Source organism: Providencia sp. R33, from assembly GCF_019343475.1.
Taxonomy (GTDB): domain Bacteria; phylum Pseudomonadota; class Gammaproteobacteria; order Enterobacterales; family Enterobacteriaceae; genus Providencia.
Map to the genome: position 1 here is coordinate 2919845 of NZ_CP072453.1, position 14910 is coordinate 2934754.

Consider the following 14910-nt stretch of genomic DNA (forward strand, 5'->3'; position numbering starts at 1 on the left):
GACTTAGTTCCCAAACATCAGTGCGGTAAGTACGAAATCCAGTCCTAAAACAGACAATGACGCATGAACAACGGTTCTCGTTGTTGCTTGGCTGATCCCTTCCGAGGTTGGAATTGCATCATAGCCATTAAACAGTGCGATCCATGTTACGGTGAACGCAAATACTAAGCTTTTGATAACACAGTTAACCAGATCTAATCGCCAGTCGATTGAAGATTGCATTGATGCCCAGAAAAAGCCTTCATCAATCCCCTTCCAATCCACACCAACCAATGCACCGCCTAAAATACCGACAGCCACAAAAATCAGTGATAACAACGGCATACTAATAAAACCAGCCCAGAAGCGTGGTGCAATAACCCGTCTTAATGGGTCAACAGCCATCATTTCTAAACTCGAAATTTGTTCGGTTGCTTTCATTAAACCAATTTCAGCTGTCAATGCCGAACCTGCACGCCCTGCAAATAACAAGGCCGTCACAACAGGGCCTAGCTCCCTTAATAGAGAAAGGGCCACCATCATGCCTAGGCTCGCTTCTGCACTGAATGTGGTGAGGACAAGGTAACCTTGTAGCCCCAACACCATGCCAATAAATAAGCCCGATACTGCCACAATCAATAAAGACTGAACGCCTACCGCATACAGTTGCTTCATTAGAAGCGGCCACTGTTTGCCAAATTCAGGTTTACCCAATAAGGCGCGAAACAGCATGTAGCCTGCTCGCCCAAAAGCAGAAAAAATATCAATCCATCGACGTCCGAAGGCTGCTATCGCCTTTATTATCATCTTATTTTACCCTAATAAATCGGCCAGATAATCATTGGCAGGAAAACGGAACGGCACGGGACCATCAGCGATACCATCAAGAAATTGGCGCACACGAGGGTCTTGGTTATCACGCAGCGCTTCACCCGTTCCCTGAGCAATAACATGCTGCTGGGCAACAATATATGCATTATCTGCAATGCTCAAAACCTCTGGCACATCATGAGAAACCACCACACAGGTTACGCCAAGCGCTTGATTTAATTCATCAATGAGTTTAACCAAAACTCCCATCGTAATCGGATCTTGCCCTACAAAAGGCTCATCAAACATGATCAAATCCGGGTCAAGGGCGATGGCGCGTGCTAATGCCGCACGGCGTGCCATTCCGCCAGAAAGCTCAGATGGCATCAATGTAGCCGCCCCACGTAACCCGACCGCCTCTAATTTCATCATCACGGTCGTGCGAATTAAAGACTCAGGTAAATTTGTATGTTCACGCAGTGGAAACGCTACGTTATTAAATACATCCATATCAGTGAACAACGCCCCTGATTGGAACAACATGCTCATTTTTTTACGTGCTTGATATAATTTTGAACGTGATAATGACGGGATATTGTCGCCATCAAACCAAATTTCACCTTCACTTGGGCGTAATTGCCCACCAATCAAGCGCAGCAATGTGGTTTTACCAATCCCAGATGGCCCCATTATTGCCGTAATTTTACCACGAGGAACTGTCAGGTTAATATTTTCAAATATTTTCCGATTGCCTCGAGTAAAGGACATGTTCCGTACTTCGATTAAGTTGTCTGTCTGTGCTTGCATTGTTAAATAACTCGTTATACATCATGCCTGAATATCATGTTTACCCGCTCAGATATTACCGAAAGATAAACTGAAAATCGTCTAATATCACAACGAAATAGAATTTATAGTATTATAGCGCTGAAAATGTGACTTTTAGTGTTACAACTATGTTTTTGTATAAACAACACCAACCAAAACTGATTAAATTAATTTATAGTCAGTAAAAATTGCCTGCAATAACAGCAGATAGCTCTTAGAATATGGCGTTTAATTAATGGTGAGGATACGCGAATTTACCCGCCTATTTTTGGTTCAAGATGCTAAAGAAAGCAGATTTTACCTCTCCAATTGTACTTTGGATCACAGTAAAATAACAATTAGGTGCAAAACTATCATTAAAGATAGCTTAACAGACAAAATACTTACTGATACCAAGTATTCGTTATACAATTCATTTTTGCTTATCCGATTCACTTAAAAGCTACGCATGGAACGAGAAATGTCAAACTTCGATTTTCAGAAAGTAGGTAAAGAAGTTCTCCATATCGAACACGAAGGCTTAAAAAACCTAGAACAATATATTAATGCTGACTTTAACCGCGCTTGCCAATTGATTTTTGGCTGTGAAGGTAAAGTTGTCGTGATGGGAATGGGAAAATCTGGGCACATCGGCCGTAAAATTGCAGCAACATTAGCCAGTACTGGTACCCCCTCCTTTTTCGTTCACCCAGGCGAAGCTAGCCATGGTGATTTAGGGATGATAACGAGTAAAGATGTAGTACTCGCCATTTCCAACTCAGGGGAGTCTGGTGAAATTTTAGCGTTACTACCTGTTTTAAAACGCATTAAGGTTCCCTTAATCTGCATGACTAACAACCCTGATAGTAATATGGGAAAATATGCAGATGTACATTTATGCATTAAGGTGCCACAAGAAGCCTGTCCATTAGGGCTCGCACCAACAACTAGTACGACTGCAACCCTAGTGATGGGCGATGCCTTAGCTATCGCATTGTTGACTGCCCGTGGGTTTACCGCAGATGATTTCGCACTTTCTCACCCAGGCGGCGCACTTGGGCGCAAACTTTTACTCTTAGTTCGTGATTTAATGAATACGGGTGAGGATATCCCCCATATTCCTAAAAGTGCGTCTTTGCGTGAAGCTTTAGTCGAAATTACCCGTAAAAAACTGGGTATGACAGTGGTCTGTGATGACGAGATGAATATTGAGGGTATCTTCACGGATGGTGATTTGCGCCGTATCTTTGATATGGGGATTGATCTGAATAACGCGAAAATTGCGGATCTCATGACCCCTGGTGGCATTCGAGTCTCCCCAAGTATGTTAGCCGTTGAAGCACTCAATTTAATGCAATCAAAACACGTAACCTCATTGTTAGTTGCGCAAGACAATAAATTAGTGGGTGTTTTGCACATGCACGACCTGCTCCAAGCAGGTGTTGTATAATATAAGGAAATACCATGAGTTCTCAAAACTTGAACACCTGCTACGGCCCCGTTGCCACTTCCGTCATCGAAAAAGCCGCTAAAATTAAGCTGCTCATTTGCGATGTCGATGGCGTGATGTCCGATGGTTTGGTGTATATGGGGAATAATGGTGAAGAGCTCAAAGCCTTTAATGTGCGTGATGGATATGGTATTCGTTGCCTATTAACGTCCGATATTGAAGTCGCCATTATTACTGGCAGAAAAGCCAAGCTCCTCGAAGATAGAGCACAAACTTTAGGCATTACATATCTTTACCAAGGCCAAAGCGATAAGCTTTTGGCGTATCGTGAACTGTTAGATACACTACAACTAGCAGAAGACGAAGTGGCTTATATTGGCGACGACCTCATCGACTGGCCTGTTATGGCGCGAGTTGGGTTATCTGTCGCTGTTGCGGATGCGCATCCGCTACTATTACCGAAAGCAAATTACGTGACGCGTATCGGTGGTGGTAAGGGCGCAGTACGTGAACTTTGTGACCTGATCCTTCTTTCCCAAGGTAAATTGGAAGAAGCGAAAGGCTTATCGATATAACGAATAGATTGAATTCATGAGCAATGCGAAGAAGTGGTTAATCATTATTTTGTCCTTGGTTGCGTTAGGGCTTATTGGCTGGAATTTAGCAGGCAATGACGCATCTGACTCACAGGAGAAAGTAATCAATGATGGGCAACCTAATTATCAAACTGATGATTCAGTGACTTACGTCTATAACCCAACAGGAAATCTAGCGTATAAACTCGTTTCGGATAAAATTGATAATTATACCGAAGGGAAAATCACGTGGTTTTCGAAACCCGTTTTAACTACTTATAACGAAGCTGGCGTGCCTACATGGACAGTCACAGCCTTCAAAGCAAGGTTAACAAACGACAGGGTACTTTACCTGTACAGTGATGTCCAAGTCGATAGCTTAACAAAAGAGTCGCAGATACAACGAATTACAACTGAAAGTGCAGTTGTCAATTTGACAACACAAGACGTTTCATCCGACGATAAAGTGACCATTATTGGGCACGGTCTTAATTCTACTGGTTTGAAAATGAAGGGAAATCTTCGTACTAGAACCGCAGAATTAATCGAGGATGTGAAAACTCATTATGTGTTACAACCGGAAGAGCATCAAAATGAATCAAGTAACTAAGAAGCGTTTTATTCAAGGAGCGGTTGCCAGTGCAATTTTGGCTCTTAGCCTCCCAGCGATGGCATTAAAAAGTGACACCCAGCAGCCGATGACGATTAACTCGGTCAAACAATCTCTTGATTTAGAAAAGAACGTCACCACATTTACCGATGACGTTGTGATTAAACAAGGCTCTATTGATATTCGTGCTAACAAAGTGGTTGTAACACGTCCAAGCAGCGACTCGGATAAAATTGTAATCGAAGCTTTCGGTAACCCTGTGACGTTTTACCAATTACAAGATGACGGCAAACCAATCAAAGGCCATGCAAACAAAGCGCGCTATGAAGTGGATAAACAGCTCGTCACTTTAACGGGTGGTGCGTATTTAGAGCAGCTAGACAGCAACATCAAAGGCGATAAAATCACCTATGTTGTGCCAACACAGCAAATGGAAGCCTTTAGTGATAAAGGCAAGCGCGTGACTACCGTGATTTTACCTGCGCAATTGCAAGAAAAAGGCCCAGCAGCAAACAATTCATCAGCAACTACGGGTAAGAGTAAATAATCGTTATGGCGACACTAACCGCAGAGAATCTGGCTAAATCCTATAAAAAACGCAAGGTTGTTGAAGATGTCAGCCTTGAAGTTAAATCAGGCGAAATTGTTGGCCTGTTAGGGCCAAATGGTGCCGGTAAAACCACCACCTTTTATATGGTTGTGGGTATTGTTCAGCGGGATGCGGGCAAAATTCTAATTGATGGTGAAGATATCAGCTTACTGCCACTGCATGAACGTGCACGTCGAGGTATTGGCTACCTACCTCAAGAAGCCTCTATTTTCCGTCGCCTTAGCGTTTATGATAACCTGATGGCGGTATTAGAAATCCGCGAAGATTTAACGTCTCAACAACGTAAAGAGCGTGCTGAAGAGTTAATGGAAGAGTTTAGCATCACACATCTTCGCGACAGCATGGGGCAATCCCTTTCAGGTGGTGAACGCCGCCGTGTTGAGATAGCAAGAGCCCTTGCCGCTAACCCAAAATTCATCTTATTGGATGAACCCTTTGCTGGGGTTGACCCAATTTCTGTCTTGGACATTAAAAAAATTATCCAACATTTACGTGACTACGGCCTCGGTGTTTTGATTACCGACCATAATGTCCGTGAAACGTTAGATGTGTGTGAAAGAGCTTATATTGTGAGCCAAGGCCACCTTATCGCTCATGGCACACCAACGATGATCTTGGAAAATGAGCAAGTGAAACGCGTATACCTAGGTGAAGGTTTCCGTTTATAAATCGTATGTCGTATTTCGTTGTTAGGGAGAAGAAAACAGTTTCATGAAGCAAAGTTTGCAGCTCAGAGTCAGTCAACAACTTGCGATGACCCCTCAATTGCAGCAGGCGATCCGTCTATTGCAACTTTCTACGCTTGAGCTTCAACAAGAAATCCAACTCGCATTGGAAACCAACCCGCTTCTTGAACAGGAAGAGTTAGGTTCTGAAACTGACTCTATTGATTCTCTCAACACCACTGATGGCAGCGAAATCGATACTAAAGACGCTTTAGAAAACAATGATATGCCTGATGAACTCCCTCTCGATGCCGATTGGGATGAAATCTATACTGCAGGCACACCATCAGGCACCAGCAATGATTACAGCTTCGATGAATTGCCTGTTTACCAAGGTGAAACCACGCAAACTCTGCAAGATTATCTAACGTGGCAATCAGATCTCACCCCGTTTACAGATACAGACCGTGCGATTGCCACCGCAATTATTGATTCTATAGATGATTCCGGCTATCTCACCACATCAATCTCTGATATACATGAAGGGATTGATAACCCTGAAATTACCCTAGAAGAAGTCATTGCAGTGCTAAAGCGTATTCAACACTTTGACCCGCTTGGTGTTGCTGCACAAGATTTAAAAGAATGTTTGTTAATCCAGCTTTCTCTCTACCCAAAAGAAACGGGTGGGTTACAAGAAGCAAGGCTAATCATTAGTAATCATATTGATTTACTGGCTAACCGTGATTTTAGACAACTTAGTAAGCTAACGCGGTTAAAGGAAGATGCGCTAAAAACAGCTATCGATTTGATTTTAACGTTGAATCCAAAGCCAGGACAGTCTATCAATACTGGCGAATCGGAATATGTTATTCCTGATGTTTTAGTGAAAAAAATAGCAGGACACTGGCAAGTTGAACTAAATACAGATAGCATTCCTAAACTAAGTATTAACAATCATTATGCTTCTATGGCAAATAGTTCAGCTAGCGATGATGACACACAATACATTCGCAGCCATCTGCAAGATGCAAAATGGTTGATTAAAAGCTTAGAAAGCCGCCATGAAACTCTATTAAAAGTGGCGACCTGTATTGTTGAACAGCAACAAGAATTCTTTGAGCTGGGAGAGGAACACATGAAACCCATGATACTGGCAGATATTGCCTATCAAGTGGACATGCATGAATCCACCATCTCTCGAGTGACAACTCAAAAGTTTCTCCACAGCCCACGAGGCATTTTTGAGTTGAAGTATTTTTTCTCCAGCCATGTTAGTACGGATACAGGTGGCGAAGCCTCCTCTACCGCAATTCGGGCCCTGGTGAAAAAACTGGTTGCTGCGGAAAACCCCGCAAAACCATTGAGTGACAGTAAATTGACGAGTATGCTGGAAGAACAAGGTATTCAAGTGGCTCGTCGTACTGTTGCTAAGTATCGTGAATCGTTATCTATTCCGCCCTCAAACCAGCGTAAACAACTGGTTTAATTGATAAAATAAGGAAGGTTGTATGGAATTTCAGATTACTGGACACAATATTGAAGTTACTCCAGCACTGCGTGAAACTGTTGAGAAAAAGCTCAGTAAATTAGGGCAACTGTTCGACCGTATTAACAGTATCCAAGTCGTCCTGAAAGTTGAAAAAGTTCAGCAAATTGCTGAAGCAACCGTGCAAGTTAATGGGGCGGAGCTCCATGCATCAGCGGAAGAAAATGACATGTATGCCGCTATCGATTTACTGGTAGACAAACTGTCACGCCAATTAACCAAACATAAAGAAAAACTGAGACAACATTAATACATTGATGCGGCTTACTCGTTAAGCCAATGAATGTTTCAAACCAGATGGTGGCATACACCATCTGGTTTTGTAGTCCTAAGTGAACAATAAAATGAATAGTGATATAGAAATCCAATTAAACGACGTTTTATCATCAGCCTGTACACGTAATAATATTGTGTGCACCAGTAAAAAAAGAGCCCTAGAAATTATTAGTGAGCTGGCTGCCGTTGAATTGGAATTACCTGAAAATACGGTATTTGAAGCGTTATTAACCAGAGAAAAAGTGGGAACCACTGGTATTGGCGGCGGAATTGCAATCCCCCATGGCAAGCTCGATGAAAGCGAAAGTTCTCGCGCTGTTGGCGTGTTTTTGCATTTAGAAGAGCCAATTGCCTTTGATGCGATTGATAACCAGCCTGTTGACCTACTTTTTGCATTACTCGTACCATCAGATCAATGCAAAACGCACTTACATACGTTGTCGCTTATCGCCAAAAAACTGGCCGATAAAACATTCTGTAAGCGTCTGCGCTGCGCGCAAAGCGATGATGAGCTATATAGTATTATTACAGAGTAAGTGATAATTTATGTGTCTTGCTATAGCCTAATGATATTGTTATGGTTTCTATCATTAGAGATAACAACACAGTTTATTAAGACATACATCATTAGGAAACGAAAGGGAGTAAGCTCATGGTGCTGATGATTGTCAGCGGCCGTTCCGGTTCGGGGAAATCCGTTGCCTTACGTGCGCTGGAAGATATGGGTTTCTATTGCGTGGATAACCTGCCAGTTGTATTACTGCCAGAGTTAGCTAATTCACTGGCTGATCGTAACATCTCAGCGGCAGTGAGCATTGACGTGCGTAATATGCCCGACAATCCAGAAGTGTTTGAAGAAGCGATTGATAAATTACCTGCAAGCTTCTCTCCACAACTTTTATTTCTGGATGCCGATCGCAACACTCTGATCCGCCGTTACAGTGATACTCGTAGGTTACACCCACTTTCAAGCAAGAATCTTTCTCTTGAAAGTGCAATTGATGAAGAAAATGAGCTCCTTGAGCCGCTACGCTCACGGGCAGACTTAGTCATCGATACCTCTGAGATGTCTGTACATGAATTAGCAGAAATGCTTAGAACACGTTTAATGGGTAAGCGCGAACGTGAACTGACCATGGTGTTTGAATCCTTCGGCTTCAAACACGGTATTCCTATTGATGCAGACTATGTTTTTGATGTGCGCTTTTTACCAAACCCACACTGGGACCCGAAACTGCGCCCAATGACAGGCCTTGATCGCCCTGTCGCTGCATTCTTGGATAGGCACACTGAAGTTCATAACTTTATCTACCAAACCCGTAGCTATTTAGAGTTATGGCTGCCGATGTTAGAAACCAACAACCGCAGCTACTTAACCGTTGCGATTGGCTGTACTGGGGGTAAACACCGTTCTGTCTATGTTGCCGAACAACTTGCTGACTATTTCCGTTCCCGTGGTAAAAACGTGCAATCGCGCCACCGGACGCTTGAAAAGCGCAAGTAGCTGAAATGACGGTAAAAGCCACCATAACACTGAAAAACCGCCTTGGAATGCATGCCAGACCAGCTATGTTACTTTATGATTTAGTTCAACAATTTAACTCTAAGGTTATTTTGCGTAATAATAGCCAAATTGAGGCCGAGGCGGATAGCGTTATTGCAATGTTGATGTTAGACTCGGAACAAGGTAGTAAAATTGATATTGAGGTTAGTGGCACAGATGAAAATCAGGCATTAGCCGCCATTGTTAACCTGTTCGAGAGTGGGTTTGATGAACTCGACGAGTTTAATACCTGATGAGTTTAATAAAGGGTAAGCCCACTTCAGCCTAACAATAAAAATATCAATATGCGTATTTTTACAAAGGCAGGCTTGGAGATCGTGATCCTGATCTCTTCCCTTTAAAGCGCATAGCGCCTAATATTTTAATCAAATTTTATTTATAGCGACACCCCCTACCTTCTGGGTGGGGGGTGTTTGCTTTGTACGTCTCTATTGGAGTGTGGTATGACAAAGCCAACAATTATTATCAATGATTTAGATGCTGAACGCTTAGATGCACTGATGGAACAGCCGGCTTACGCAGGTACCCCCGTTGCCGAAGCGCTCAATGATGAACTTGACCGTGCAGACATTCTTAGCCCACAAGAAATCCCTGCTGATGTGGTCACAATGAACAGTACCGTCCGCTTTTTAGACCTCATTAGCAACGAAGAGCGCACACGTACACTCGTTTACCCTGCTTCGCTAAAAGACAGCGCGGAACAGTTATCTGTTATGGCGCCTATCGGTGCAGCGCTGTTAGGCATGCACACTGGTGACGAAATTAGTTGGGAACTACCAAACGGTGTACAAACACGTGTTCGTGTTCTTGAAATCGTCTATCAGCCAGAAGCGGCTGGCGAATTTCACCGTTAATTTCGACTTGCTGAATTAAGGATGGCTTAGCGAAAAAAGTTTTCTTGAGAAACTCAGGCAAGTCTTCTGGCATATTCAGGCACTCATTGAGTGCCTTTTTTGTACCTAGTTATCTTGATGGATGATACTAAGGTTTTTTCGTTATACGCAGTAACCTTTTGTGTTGCCACTGGCGAAAAAATTTATCCAATAAAAAGAGTCTAATCGCCTTTATTGCTAATAACCCACCCCAAATAGACATCACCCAAATTGGCCAATCGCGCTGCGGAGTATAAAAAGAGTTAACAGTATACAATACGGCGCACACAATAATCGCAATGATGATGTTCTTCAGTAATTTTGCTTCATCATTGACCCGCTTTTTTGCCTCGTCTATGCGGCTGTCCAACTCATAACTTTCGAGTAAAGGCTCAGAGGTTAGCTCTGATACACTCACATTAAAAACGGATGCGAGTGCACTCAGTGTTTCTAAACTTGGCACTTCATTATTTTCAATGCGTTGAATCGTTCTTGTACTTAGCGATGACAATTGAGCAAGCTGTTCTTGCGACCAAGCTCTTGCCAATCTGAGCTGTTTGACTTTGTTTTCCATAATAACCTACCTTAGACCTAGCAATCTTCGTGTATGGCTATACTGTCAACTCAATAGAATTTTGACCACGACGCCTTAGCGACAGAGAAACGACAATAACATGACAGTTTATAAATCAATAGATTAGATAATATTATCATCAAGTAAAAACGCCTAATAAAATATATTAGGCGCTTAAAGTTGTTCGTTTGACAGAAAAAGCGTTACTCCCCCGCAATACTCATTTCAGGGATCAACACAGAGCCGCACTGAATATTACTGCGGGTTTCGATATCATCAGCAATAGTGACCATATTGGCCCACATGTCTTTTAGATTACCTGCAATGGTAATTTCGCTAACAGGGTATTGGATTTCGCCATTTTCAACCCAAAAGCCTGATGCGCCACGAGAGTAATCCCCCGTAATACCGCTTACACCTTGGCCCATTAACTCAGTAACCACTAAGCCTGTTCCCATTTGCTTGAGCAATGCATCAAAAGAAAGCCCTTGCCCAGCGATACGCCAGTTATGAATTCCCCCCGCGTGACCTGTGCTCTGTAAGCCCAGTTTGCGAGCAGAATAGCTGGTCATTAGCCACGTTTGCAGAACGCCATCTTCCACGATATTACGCTCAGTTGTGCGTACACCTTCGCTATCGAAAGGAGAAGAGGCTAAACCGCCGATTAAATGCGGCTGCTCATTAATGGTTAACCAGCTTGGTAAAATTTGTTTGCCTAGGCTGTCTAATAAAAATGACGATTTACGGTAAATACTGCTGCCGCTGATCGCCCCTACAAGGTGACCAAACAGCCCTGTCGCCACCTCTGAGGAAAAAATCACAGGGGCTTTCATAGTTGGCAGTTTTCTTGGGGATAAACGCGCTAGCGTACGGCGTGCACATTCTTGACCAACCCACTCGGGGGATTTCAATGCATCCACACTGCGGCCAATGGTATAGGCGTAGTCACGCTCCATATCGCCATTGTGTTCTGCAATCACACAGCTCGACATAGAATAGCGGCTTGAGCAATAGCTTTGTAGCATGCCATGGGAGTTACCAAACACACGCACGCCGTAGTGACCATTAAAGCTACCGCCCTCGGTATTCACAATACGCGAGTCCGCATTTAACGCTGACATTTCAGCAATAGATGCTAAGCGAATCGCTTCTTCAGGGGACAGCGCTGTCGCTTGGAATAATTTAAGATCAGGCGCTTCAAACGCCAGCAATGATTTTTCCGCAGGGCCAGCACAGGGGTCTTCAGAGGTGTAATTCGCAATATCGATAGCAGCCTGAACGGTACGCTCTATGGCTTCTGGGCTTAAATCTGTTGAAGATGCGCTACCTTTACGCTGTTGATGGTAAACAGTGATACCTAACGCGCCATCACTGTTAAATTCCACATTTTCAACTTCACCTTGACGGGTGCTAACGCTGATCCCCGTGCTTTTATTCACCGCTACTTCCGCGGCATCACAACGTGATTTGGCAAATTCTAATGCGTGCGCAACTGCATCTTCGAGTTTTTTACGTTGTTCTGTGACTTGTTCGGTTACACTCATGCATTCAATCCAATAATATGGGGAAAATGTTTTTCTGCCCTAACATGCAAATGCTAGGTAGTCATAAAGGGGTTTTCCCAGTTACAATAGATAATAGTCAAATGTTAACACTCACAACGCAGTAAATCATATTAATTACGCGTAATTTCACTACTGTGTTTGGAAAAAGGAAAATCGATATGGCCAAACAGCCTGATGACTGGCTGGATGACATCCCAGCGCCGCAAGACGAAGAAGACGAGGAGATCATTTGGGTCAGCAAAAGCGAAATTAAACGCGATGCTGAGATCCTCAAAAAACTGGGGGCTGAACTCGTTGATTTAAGTAAAAGCGAGCTTGAACGTATTCCACTGGACACTCAACTACTTGAGGCCATTGAGCTCGCTCAGAAAATCAAACGTGAAGGTCGCCGTCGACAATTACAGCTTATCGGTAAATTATTGCGTTCACGTGAAGTGGAACCGATTACCGAAGCCCTTGATAAACTGAAAAACCGCCATAATCAGCAAATCGTCATTTTGCATAAATTAGAAGATTTACGCACCCGTTTACTGGAAGGGGGTGATGATGTGATTGAAGAAGTGGTTACGTTGTTCCCAACAACAGACAGGCAACAACTGCGCGCCCTTGTGCGTAATGCGAAAAAAGAACGTGAAGGCAACAAGCCGCCAAAAGCGTATCGTCAAATATTCCAATATTTGAAAGACCAGTCTGAAATCGCCTAATCGTTTTCCCCTACGCCTATTTTGGGGCGCTAGGGGAAAATCCTAAAAAGCATCCCTTCCATTGATAGCCCGCGTAAAGCGGCGTACTATTCGCCTATTAGTCATACTCTGACCCGTATTATCGCGGCTGCTGAACCCCGATAAATTATGAGGAAGATATGGATAATACTCGAAATAGAGCATGGCGCAGAGCCCAAGCTCGTACCAATAAATCACGTGATCAACTCAACGCTCGCCTCATCGACTGCTATGCACCAGAAAAAAACTGGAAGCAAATGTATGGGCGCAGTGAAAAAATGATCCGCGCAGCCCAACTTGGCATGGCCTACCCGCAAGTAAGCAGTGCCAAGCTGGTGCGTAATAGCCTTGATGAGATACAAAACGATCAGTGAATATTTTATTCATTTGCAGTAAAAATCAATGGCGTAGCCCAACCGCTGAACAGATCTGGCGCAATCATGCAAGCTGGGTCACCCGTTCAGCGGGAACAAGCCGCCACGCGAAACGCCCTATCAATGCCGATTTAATCCGTTGGGCGGATATCATTTTTGTGATGGAACAAAAACACAAAAACCGCCTTAAAGCTGATTTTTCGCGCCTACTTGAGCACAAACCCCTTCATGTTTTGGACATTCCTGATGATTATCAGTATATGGATCCTGAACTGATCGCCCTATTGGAAGATAGTGTTCCTGGTTATCTTTCTCTTTGAGAAAAATTCAAGTCATCAATGACCGCTGTATTTTCCTTATTCCTAATAATGCCCTCCTTATTTAGATCACGAAATAATAAAAACACCCTAGGTATATTCAAATTTCCCCAATCAAAATTCTTCATTTAGATACCTTTAAGCATCATAAAAAATAATTCCCTAGACTAAAAACTCATACCAACTTACAATAATAAAACCATAACACATTGATATATATGAATAATATAGGATGCATATATGAGTATTGGTTATTTCCTTCGTGCCGGAGATAAAACAACATGTGGCGGAAAAATTCTGACTGGTGACAATACATTTTTATTTCATGGATCTTCAGCAGCAAGAGAAGGGGATCTCGTGACATGCGGAAAATACGCTGGAACCTATAAAATACTTGGGGGAATTAGTAATATTAGGGGTAATGGACGAATGATGGCAGGAACCTTAGACAGCTTTAGTTCATGCCCCTGTAAAGCGCAATTTATCAACTCGCTTTCGGATTGTTATCATAAACAAGAAATACCCCCCTCAAAATCGTTTAGTTCCCCAAAATCCTTATTAACCTCCAACATTACACGCGCTCGATCTACTCACGCTGTTAATAATTTGAGTGTTCCTGTCATTACAACAACAAAACCTTTCGAAGAATCACTAATTAAAAACCCTATTAATATTTACATTATGATCGCTACTGACAAAGAAGGTCATGTTGGGTTGATTATTGGTGATAATGAAAGATCAATGCTATATGATCCTGGTGGTTCATATACGGGATGTTTTAATCGTCGTTGTGAAGATGGGGCCCCTACACACCGAGGATCAAACGACGTATTTCCTTATCCTATGTGGGAGTGGGAAGACTATTTAGCTTACCACTTAGAAGATGGCATAAACGTGTCAGTCATGCACTTTATAATACCTAAAACGCAAGCTGATAAACTAATACAACTTATTGATGAAAAAGGTGGTGGAGCACCGTTATTCTGCGCAACAAACGTATCCGATGTGCTAAAACGCAGCGGAGGGATATTCACTAGACTACCATCAGTAGCTTATATCAGACGCCCAAGTACATTTAAAGATGAACTCATGGATATTTATTTTTCAGGACGTGAATGGTGGAAATTGAATGGCGCTTACTAAACATCAAAAAGACATAATCAGCTTTATATGCTTTTCTTTTAGCGTAATAGCCCTATCTCTATCCTTCATATATGGCTCTTTTCTACCACTACCAAGTCTAGGAAAATACCCCGAAGTAGATTTTCATATTAAGCTATTATTTAGCCTATTAATTATAGAAATTTTTTTGATGTTGTTTCTATTGATAAAAAAGAGATACATCAGTAAATTTCTATTTTTCGTTATCTTCCCGTATATTATATCTACAATTTTATGGTTTATTACCAATTATCTGCCAAGCATTGAGCTGTATAGCAAATTGCCCACTCTTACAGGACAAGCGGGAGCTATTTTTATTACCCAATACGTTATTTATGGGATCTGGCTTATCCCTGTATTCTCCTATATATCTTACTTATGCGTTATTCAGATCAAAAGCGAATAAAAAACCATTTTCGGACAGGCACTA

19 protein-coding genes are annotated in these 14910 nt (G+C 42.6%); 15 read left to right on the forward strand and 4 right to left on the reverse strand.

What is annotated here, in order from left to right; genetic code table 11:
• Positions 1-3: 3 nt before the first annotated feature.
• Entirely contained in the window at positions 4-786 is a 783-nt protein-coding gene (gene mlaE / locus J6836_RS13700) for a lipid asymmetry maintenance ABC transporter permease subunit MlaE (protein ID WP_047756206.1), read from the reverse strand.
• 6 nt (positions 787-792) lie between these two features.
• The gene (mlaF, locus tag J6836_RS13705) at positions 793-1596 is read right to left on the reverse strand and encodes a phospholipid ABC transporter ATP-binding protein MlaF (protein WP_219244567.1); all 804 of its coding nucleotides are present in this window, start codon (positions 1594-1596) and stop codon (positions 793-795) included.
• Positions 1597-2077: 481 nt separating this feature from the next.
• Between mlaF and kdsD the strand changes: the two genes are divergently transcribed.
• From kdsD to rnk, 11 genes are all read left to right on the forward strand, one after another.
• The gene (kdsD, locus tag J6836_RS13710; protein WP_219244568.1) at positions 2078-3046 is read left to right on the forward strand and encodes an arabinose-5-phosphate isomerase KdsD; all 969 of its coding nucleotides are present in this window, start codon (positions 2078-2080) and stop codon (positions 3044-3046) included.
• A 14-nt stretch (positions 3047-3060) separates the two neighbouring features.
• Positions 3061-3621 carry a 3-deoxy-manno-octulosonate-8-phosphatase KdsC gene (gene kdsC / locus J6836_RS13715; protein ID WP_219244569.1) on the forward strand — a complete coding sequence of 187 codons (561 nt, stop codon included), beginning with the start codon at positions 3061-3063 and terminating at the stop codon, positions 3619-3621.
• 16 nt (positions 3622-3637) lie between these two features.
• A complete protein-coding gene (gene lptC / locus J6836_RS13720; RefSeq protein ID WP_219244570.1) occupies positions 3638-4231 on the forward strand; it encodes an LPS export ABC transporter periplasmic protein LptC in 594 nt (197 codons plus the stop codon).
• Positions 4215-4778, forward strand: coding sequence for a lipopolysaccharide ABC transporter substrate-binding protein LptA (gene lptA / locus J6836_RS13725; protein ID WP_219244571.1), 564 nt, complete (start codon positions 4215-4217; stop codon positions 4776-4778). Before lptC ends, lptA begins: the two co-directional genes overlap by 17 nt.
• Before the next feature lie 5 nt (positions 4779-4783).
• Positions 4784-5509: an LPS export ABC transporter ATP-binding protein gene (lptB, locus tag J6836_RS13730; RefSeq protein ID WP_219244572.1), complete on the forward strand. Its 726-nt coding sequence runs from the start codon at positions 4784-4786 to the stop codon at positions 5507-5509.
• Positions 5510-5552: 43 nt separating this feature from the next.
• On the forward strand, positions 5553-6995 hold the full coding sequence (gene rpoN, locus J6836_RS13735) for an RNA polymerase factor sigma-54 (protein WP_219244573.1): 1443 nt from the start codon (positions 5553-5555) through the stop codon (positions 6993-6995).
• Positions 6996-7017: 22 nt separating this feature from the next.
• A complete protein-coding gene (gene hpf / locus J6836_RS13740) occupies positions 7018-7305 on the forward strand; it encodes a ribosome hibernation promoting factor (protein WP_219244574.1) in 288 nt (95 codons plus the stop codon).
• A gap of 94 nt (positions 7306-7399) precedes the next feature.
• Positions 7400-7867, forward strand: a complete 468-nt coding sequence (gene ptsN / locus J6836_RS13745; protein ID WP_219244575.1) for a PTS IIA-like nitrogen regulatory protein PtsN — start codon at positions 7400-7402, stop codon at positions 7865-7867.
• 116 nt (positions 7868-7983) lie between these two features.
• A complete protein-coding gene (gene rapZ, locus J6836_RS13750; protein WP_206083546.1) occupies positions 7984-8835 on the forward strand; it encodes an RNase adapter RapZ in 852 nt (283 codons plus the stop codon).
• A 5-nt stretch (positions 8836-8840) separates the two neighbouring features.
• Complete coding sequence (gene npr, locus J6836_RS13755) at positions 8841-9128, forward strand: PTS phosphocarrier protein NPr (protein WP_219244576.1); 288 nt, start codon at positions 8841-8843, stop codon at positions 9126-9128.
• Between the two features lie 210 nt (positions 9129-9338).
• Entirely contained in the window at positions 9339-9749 is a 411-nt protein-coding gene (gene rnk, locus J6836_RS13760) for a nucleoside diphosphate kinase regulator (protein WP_219244577.1), read from the forward strand.
• Positions 9750-9876: 127 nt separating this feature from the next.
• Here rnk and J6836_RS13765 read toward each other — a convergent pair whose 3' ends face one another.
• A complete protein-coding gene (locus J6836_RS13765) occupies positions 9877-10341 on the reverse strand; it encodes a helix-turn-helix domain-containing protein (protein WP_219244578.1) in 465 nt (154 codons plus the stop codon).
• 203 nt (positions 10342-10544) lie between these two features.
• Entirely contained in the window at positions 10545-11885 is a 1341-nt protein-coding gene (gene pmbA, locus J6836_RS13770; RefSeq protein ID WP_219244579.1) for a metalloprotease PmbA, read from the reverse strand.
• Between the two features lie 179 nt (positions 11886-12064).
• Between pmbA and yjgA the strand changes: the two genes are divergently transcribed.
• The 4 genes from yjgA to J6836_RS22780 all read left to right on the forward strand — a co-directional run bounded on the left by yjgA (position 12065) and on the right by J6836_RS22780 (position 14462).
• Positions 12065-12610 (forward strand): ribosome biogenesis factor YjgA, encoded by a 546-nt coding sequence (gene yjgA, locus J6836_RS13775; protein ID WP_219244580.1) that lies wholly within the window; start codon positions 12065-12067, stop codon positions 12608-12610.
• Positions 12611-12768: 158 nt separating this feature from the next.
• Positions 12769-13002, forward strand: a complete 234-nt coding sequence (locus J6836_RS23190; RefSeq protein WP_219244581.1) for a hypothetical protein — start codon at positions 12769-12771, stop codon at positions 13000-13002.
• Entirely contained in the window at positions 12999-13322 is a 324-nt protein-coding gene (locus J6836_RS13785) for a low molecular weight protein tyrosine phosphatase family protein (protein ID WP_219244582.1), read from the forward strand. The genes J6836_RS23190 and J6836_RS13785 overlap by 4 nt, the downstream gene beginning before the upstream one ends.
• 237 nt (positions 13323-13559) lie before the next feature.
• Positions 13560-14462 (forward strand): PAAR domain-containing protein, encoded by a 903-nt coding sequence (locus J6836_RS22780; RefSeq protein ID WP_255586230.1) that lies wholly within the window; start codon positions 13560-13562, stop codon positions 14460-14462.
• The last annotated feature ends 448 nt before the right edge of the window (positions 14463-14910 follow it).

Bases quoted from the DNA above. Each gene is read 5' to 3' on its own strand.
- hpf (WP_219244574.1), top strand. From the start codon at position 7,018: ATGGAATTTCAGATTACTGGACACAATATTGAAGTTACTCCAGCACTG.
- rapZ (WP_206083546.1), top strand. From the start codon at position 7,984: ATGGTGCTGATGATTGTCAGCGGCCGTTCCGGTTCGGGGAAATCCGTT.
- ptsN (WP_219244575.1), top strand. From the start codon at position 7,400: ATGAATAGTGATATAGAAATCCAATTAAACGACGTTTTATCATCAGCC.
- pmbA (WP_219244579.1), bottom strand. From the start codon at position 11,885: ATGAGTGTAACCGAACAAGTCACAGAACAACGTAAAAAACTCGAAGAT.
- mlaF (WP_219244567.1), bottom strand. From the start codon at position 1,596: ATGCAAGCACAGACAGACAACTTAATCGAAGTACGGAACATGTCCTTT.
- J6836_RS22780 (WP_255586230.1), top strand. From the start codon at position 13,560: ATGAGTATTGGTTATTTCCTTCGTGCCGGAGATAAAACAACATGTGGC.
- lptC (WP_219244570.1), top strand. From the start codon at position 3,638: ATGAGCAATGCGAAGAAGTGGTTAATCATTATTTTGTCCTTGGTTGCG.
- lptA (WP_219244571.1), top strand. From the start codon at position 4,215: ATGAATCAAGTAACTAAGAAGCGTTTTATTCAAGGAGCGGTTGCCAGT.
- kdsD (WP_219244568.1), top strand. From the start codon at position 2,078: ATGTCAAACTTCGATTTTCAGAAAGTAGGTAAAGAAGTTCTCCATATC.
- mlaE (WP_047756206.1), bottom strand. From the start codon at position 786: ATGATAATAAAGGCGATAGCAGCCTTCGGACGTCGATGGATTGATATT.
- J6836_RS13765 (WP_219244578.1), bottom strand. From the start codon at position 10,341: ATGGAAAACAAAGTCAAACAGCTCAGATTGGCAAGAGCTTGGTCGCAA.
- J6836_RS23190 (WP_219244581.1), top strand. From the start codon at position 12,769: ATGGATAATACTCGAAATAGAGCATGGCGCAGAGCCCAAGCTCGTACC.
- kdsC (WP_219244569.1), top strand. From the start codon at position 3,061: ATGAGTTCTCAAAACTTGAACACCTGCTACGGCCCCGTTGCCACTTCC.
- lptB (WP_219244572.1), top strand. From the start codon at position 4,784: ATGGCGACACTAACCGCAGAGAATCTGGCTAAATCCTATAAAAAACGC.
- npr (WP_219244576.1), top strand. From the start codon at position 8,841: ATGACGGTAAAAGCCACCATAACACTGAAAAACCGCCTTGGAATGCAT.
- rpoN (WP_219244573.1), top strand. From the start codon at position 5,553: ATGAAGCAAAGTTTGCAGCTCAGAGTCAGTCAACAACTTGCGATGACC.
- yjgA (WP_219244580.1), top strand. From the start codon at position 12,065: ATGGCCAAACAGCCTGATGACTGGCTGGATGACATCCCAGCGCCGCAA.
- rnk (WP_219244577.1), top strand. From the start codon at position 9,339: ATGACAAAGCCAACAATTATTATCAATGATTTAGATGCTGAACGCTTA.